The 4,832-nt window shown below is 69.5% G+C and carries 6 protein-coding genes; 1 reads left to right on the top strand and 5 read right to left on the bottom strand.

The genetic code is table 11. The annotated features are described in order from the left end of the window. Positions 1–17 precede the first annotated feature (17 nt). From AACZ35_RS12480 to thiE, 3 genes are read right to left on the bottom strand one after another with little or no spacing between them, the layout of a single operon-like run. Positions 18–1,151 (bottom strand): aminotransferase class I/II-fold pyridoxal phosphate-dependent enzyme, encoded by a 1,134-nt coding sequence (locus tag AACZ35_RS12480; protein WP_339829803.1) that lies wholly within the window; start codon positions 1,149–1,151, stop codon positions 18–20. Next, the gene (gene hemL, locus AACZ35_RS12475; protein ID WP_339829801.1) at positions 1,148–2,437 is read right to left on the bottom strand and encodes a glutamate-1-semialdehyde 2,1-aminomutase; all 1,290 of its coding nucleotides are present in this window, start codon (positions 2,435–2,437) and stop codon (positions 1,148–1,150) included. Before hemL ends, AACZ35_RS12480 begins: the two co-directional genes overlap by 4 nt. Next, positions 2,434–3,087: a thiamine phosphate synthase gene (thiE, locus tag AACZ35_RS12470; protein WP_339829799.1), complete on the bottom strand. Its 654-nt coding sequence runs from the start codon at positions 3,085–3,087 to the stop codon at positions 2,434–2,436. Before thiE ends, hemL begins: the two co-directional genes overlap by 4 nt. A gap of 58 nt (positions 3,088–3,145) precedes the next feature. Here thiE and AACZ35_RS12465 point away from each other — a divergent pair, with 58 nt between their 5' ends. Beyond that, entirely contained in the window at positions 3,146–3,340 is a 195-nt protein-coding gene (locus AACZ35_RS12465) for a rubredoxin (protein WP_339829797.1), read from the top strand. 10 nt (positions 3,341–3,350) lie between these two features. Here AACZ35_RS12465 and AACZ35_RS12460 read toward each other — a convergent pair whose 3' ends face one another. Beyond that, a complete protein-coding gene (locus AACZ35_RS12460; RefSeq protein WP_339829795.1) occupies positions 3,351–4,196 on the bottom strand; it encodes a SirB1 family protein in 846 nt (281 codons plus the stop codon). 31 nt (positions 4,197–4,227) lie between these two features. Further along, on the bottom strand, positions 4,228–4,686 hold the full coding sequence (locus AACZ35_RS12455) for a DUF192 domain-containing protein (RefSeq protein ID WP_339829793.1): 459 nt from the start codon (positions 4,684–4,686) through the stop codon (positions 4,228–4,230). Positions 4,687–4,832: the final 146 nt, after the last annotated feature.

Here is a 4,832-nt window from a genome sequence, read left to right as displayed (position 1 = left end):
GGCGATGCGTGGCTGGCTCATGCGCCGGCCGCCTCGAGCGCGCGGCCGAAGTCGGCCAGCAGGTCGTCGGAATGTTCCAGGCCCACCGAAACCCGCAGCAGGTTGTCGGGGCTGACGGCGTTGGCGCCTTCGATCGAGGCACGGTGTTCGACCAGGGTTTCCGGGCCGCCCAGCGAGGTGGCGTTGATCGCCAGCTCCAGCGCGCCGGCCACCCGCAGGGCGGCGTCGCGGCCACCCTTGATGCGCAGGCTGAGCATGCCGCCGAAGTCGCTCATCTGCCGGGCGGCGATCTCGTGCCCGGGGTGCGTGGCCAGACCCGGATAGTGCACGGCTTCGACCGCCTCGTGCCCTGCGAGGAACTGCGCCAGCGCCGCGGCGTTCCGGCAATGCCAGGCCATGCGCGCCGGCAGCGACCGGCAGCCGCGCAGGATCAGCCAGGCGCTGAAGGGTGCGAGGATGCCGCCGGTGAGGTGGCGGCGGTGGAAAACCGCATCGTGGAACTCGTCCCGCCGCGCGAACACCAGCGCGCCGCCCATCACGTCGCTGTGGCCGCCGATGTACTTGGTGGTCGAATGCATCACCAGGTCGGCACCCAGCGCCAGCGGCTGCTGCAGCACGGGCGTGGCGAAGGTGTTGTCGCAGGCCAGCAGCGCGTCGTTGCCGTGCGCCAGCTCCGCCAGCGCGGCGATGTCGGCAATGCAAAGGCGCGGGTTGGAGGGCGTTTCGGCCCAGATCATCCGGGTCTCCGGCCGCAGTGCGGCGCGCACGGCGTCCAGATCGGACATGTCCACGGCCGTGGCGGTGATGCCGCGCTGGGGCAGGAACTCGGCGCCCAGTACGCGCAGGCCGGTGTAGCAGTCGGACGGAATCAGAACGTGGGCACCGGTGGGCAGGGATTCGAGCGCAGCCGACATCGCTGCCATGCCCGAACCGAAACAAAGCGCGGCCTGCCCGCCTTCCATGGCCGCCAGCGCCGTTTCCAGCCGATCCTGGGTCGGATTGCCTTCCCGCTGGTATTCGAAGCCGGCCTGCCGTTCGCCGGCCGGGCCGTGCCGGAAAGTCGTGGCCATGTGGATCGGGGGCGAGACGGCGCCGGTGCTTTCATCCGGTTCGCCGCCGGCGTGCACGGCCAGGGTTTCGATGCGGGTCATGCGGCGACCTCTTTGAACGCTTCGCGCGCGGCCTGGATGGTGAACGCGAGCTCTTCTTCGCCGTGGGCGCTGGACAGGAAGCCGGCTTCGAAGGCCGAGGGCGCGAAATAGACGCCGCGGCGCAGCATGGCGTGGAAGAAGCGGTTGAAAGCGGCGGTGTCGCAGGCCACCGCGTCGGCAAAGGTTTCCACCTTCTTGTCGGTGAAGAACAGGCCGAACATCGCGCAGCTGCGGGTGGTGGTGACCGGCACGCCGGCGTCGCGCGCCGCCGATTCAAGGCCGTCGCACAGCACGTGGGTGGCCGATTCCAGGCGCTCGTAGAAACCCGGGCCCTGGATAATGCCCAGCGTCGCCAGGCCGGCGGCCATCGCCACCGGGTTACCGCTCAGGGTGCCGGCCTGGTAGACCGGACCGGCCGGCGCAATCTGCTGCATCAGGTCGGCGCGACCGCCGTAGGCGCCCACCGGCATGCCGCCGCCGATGATCTTGCCGAAGGTGCTCAGGTCGGGCGTGACGCCATAACGCGCCTGGGCCCCGCCGAGCGCGACGCGGAAGCCGGTCATCACTTCGTCGAAGATCAGGATCGCGCCCGACTGCGTGCACAGATCGCGCAGGTGCTGCAGGTAGCCCTCGCGCGGCAGGATGCAATTGGCGTTGCCGACGATCGGTTCGACGATGACGCCGGCGATTTCTTCGCCCACTTCGGCGAACAGCTTCGTGGCTGCCTCGAAGTCGTTGTAGGGCAGGGTCAGGGTCAGGTCGGCCAGGGCCTTGGGCACGCCCGGCGAATTGGGCAGGCCGAAGGTCAGCGCGCCCGAGCCGGCCTTCACCAGGAAGCTGTCGCCGTGGCCGTGGTAGCAGCCCTCGAACTTGACGATGCGCGTGCGGCCGGTGGCGCCGCGCGCCAGGCGGATCGCCGACAGTGTGGCTTCGGTGCCGGAATTGACCATGCGCATCATCTGCATGGACGGCACCAGCTTGCGCACGGTTTCGGCCATGGTCACTTCCAGCGCATTGGGCACGCCGAAGCTCAGGCCCTTGCGCATGGTGCTGGCGACGGCGTCGAGCACCTTCGGGTGGGCGTGGCCGGCGATCATCGGGCCCCAGCTGCCGATGTAGTCCACGTAGCGGTTGCCGTCCACGTCCACCAGGTAGGCGCCTTCGGCGCTGGCCGCGAAAAACGGTTCGCCGCCGACCGACTTGAAGGCGCGCACCGGCGAATTGACGCCGCCCGGCATCAGGTCCAGGGCGCGGGTGAAGAGGTCGTGGCTGGTGGCGGTGTTCATGGCTTGGTGGTCTCGTGGGTGTTCGGTTCAAAGGCGCGGCGGTAGGCGCGCAGGGCGGCGGCCGGGTCGGGACTGTCGAAAACGCCGCCGATCACGGCCAGCAGGTCGGCGCCGGCGGCGACCAGCCCGGCGGCATTGTCCGGGGTGATGCCGCCGATGGCCACCCGGGTGCAGCCCAGCGTGGCGCTCTCGGCAAGCAGGCTGGGGTTGGCGCGGCGCGCGTCGGGTTTGGTGCCGGAAGGGAAAAACGCACCGAAGGCGACGTAGTCGGCCCCGGCGGCGACGGCCTGGCGGGCGCGCTCGAGCTCGTCGTAACACGAGGCGCCCAGCCACAGGCCGGGGGCCTCGCGCCGGGCCTGGTGCAGGTCACCGTCGTGTTCACCCAGGTGCGCGCCCAGGGCGCCCACGTCCAGGGCCAGGCGCCAGTCATCGTTCACCACCAGTGGCACGCCGGCCTGGGTGCAGGCATCGGCCAGGGCCAGGGCCTGCCGGCGGCGCAGGTCCGGCCCGGCGGCCTTGTTGCGGTACTGCAGCAGGGCCGGCGCCTCGGCCAGCAGGGGCTGCAGCCGGGCCAGCAGCCGGCCGGTGTCGGGCTCGTCGGGCGTGATCAGGTAGACGCCGCGGCGCCTGGAGGATGGGCTGGGGTTCATTTCGGCGTGACCGGCAAGATGCGAGAATGTTAGCTGTTAACGCATTGACGGACCCGCAATGAACACGCCCACTGCCGCCACCACCACCTACCGCACCTGGATGTGCGTGGTCTGTGGCTTCATCTACAGCGAAGCCGACGGCCTGCCGGAAGAGGGCATCGCCCCCGGCACGCGCTGGGAAGACGTGCCGGACGACTGGGTCTGCCCGGACTGCGGCGTCACCAAGGACGATTTCGAGATGGTGCCGGCCTGAGGCCGGCGCTTCAGTTCAGTCGCGCCGGCACGCCGCTGAGGTCGACCAGCGCGGCGCGCACGCTTTCGACGTCATCGGCTTCCGGAAGCATCTGCAGGTAACGCGCCAGGTCTTCGCGCGCACCCTTGGCATAACCCAGTTCGCGATAGGCCAGGCCACGGTCGCGCACGGCTTCGGCGGTGCCGGGCGAGAGCTTGAGCAGGCGGTCGGCGGTTCGCGCCACGCGCTCCCAGTCACGCTGTTCGAGGTAAAGGCCCTTGAGGTTGCGCAGCATGCGCATGAGGATGCCGCGGTGCGTGGCCGGCGCCAGGATCTGCATCAGCTGCTGGTCGTCCGGCGGGTGGCCGCCCATGTGCGGCGAGGCGCGTTCACGCAGTTCCTCGGCGCTTACCGGCCGGCCCTTGTTGAAGGGGTCGAGCACCAGGATGCCGTCGTCCACCGGCAGCCGCACCAGGAAATGCCCCGGGAAGGAAATGCCGTCGAGCGGCATGCCCAGGCGGCGGGTGACTTCGATCTGGATCACCGCCAGCGAGATCGGGATGCCCAGCTTCCGGTCGACGACGTCGTTGAGATAGCTGTTGCGCGGGTCGTCGTATTCGAGGTTGTTGCCGGCGAAGCCCACTTCCTCGAACAGGTAGCGGTTTATCGCGGTCAGGCGCGCCGGCAGGTCGATGTCGCCGTCGAGCTGCGGGCGCAGCGCATCGGCGTAGGTTTCCACCTGCGCGGTGTAGCCGCTGGGGTCGAGGTCGGGGTATTCGTCGCGGGCGATAAGCAGCGCCGTGTCGAGCAGCGGCAGTTCGTCATCGCCAAGCGCGGCCAGCGCATTCCAGTCCGGCAGTGTGTTCGGGGCGTCCATGCAGGCAATGTGGCCCCGCTGGAGCCATGAATCAAGGCTCGCCGCGCGCGGGAATGCCGGGGCCGAAGGTGATGGTGTCGCCGGGCTTGCTGCCAAGCACGCTGGCCTGGCCGGCGTTGAGCTCAAGCACGTACAGCGCCGGGCCGCTGCTGGGGTAGGGCGGGCAGCGGTCGCCGAGCGAACACGGCGGCACGCCGCGCGACACTGACACCAGCTTGCGCGACGCATCGAAGTAGAAGATGTCGAGCGGGATCTTCGTGTTCTTCATCCAATAGGCCAGCGGTCGCTCGGCGTCGTGCACGAACAACATGCCGGTGCCCTCGGCCAGGGACTCGCGGAACATCAGCCCGCGGTTGCGCTCGGCGTCGTCGTCGGCCACTTCCACCTCGAAACGCTGGCCATTGAGCTCCACCCAGGCCTGGCCGTCGGTGGCGCAGCCGGCCAGGGGCAGCAGGGCGGCAAGGAACAGGGCGAGGCTGGCAAGGCGCATTGGGTGGCTCCGGTGGGGTGGCAAGGGACGTTCGGGGATGCCGTGGGGGGTGTCAAGCAGACCGCCAGCTAAACAGAACGGGGTCGATCTTCACCCCCTCTTCCCAATCCTGATCCATGCCGCTATAGTTCGCGGCCCTCGACGGC

The organism is uncultured Arenimonas sp. (assembly GCF_963976025.1).
GTDB lineage: Bacteria > Pseudomonadota > Gammaproteobacteria > Xanthomonadales > Xanthomonadaceae > Arenimonas.
This window is presented reverse-complemented; position numbering and strand designations above follow the sequence as displayed.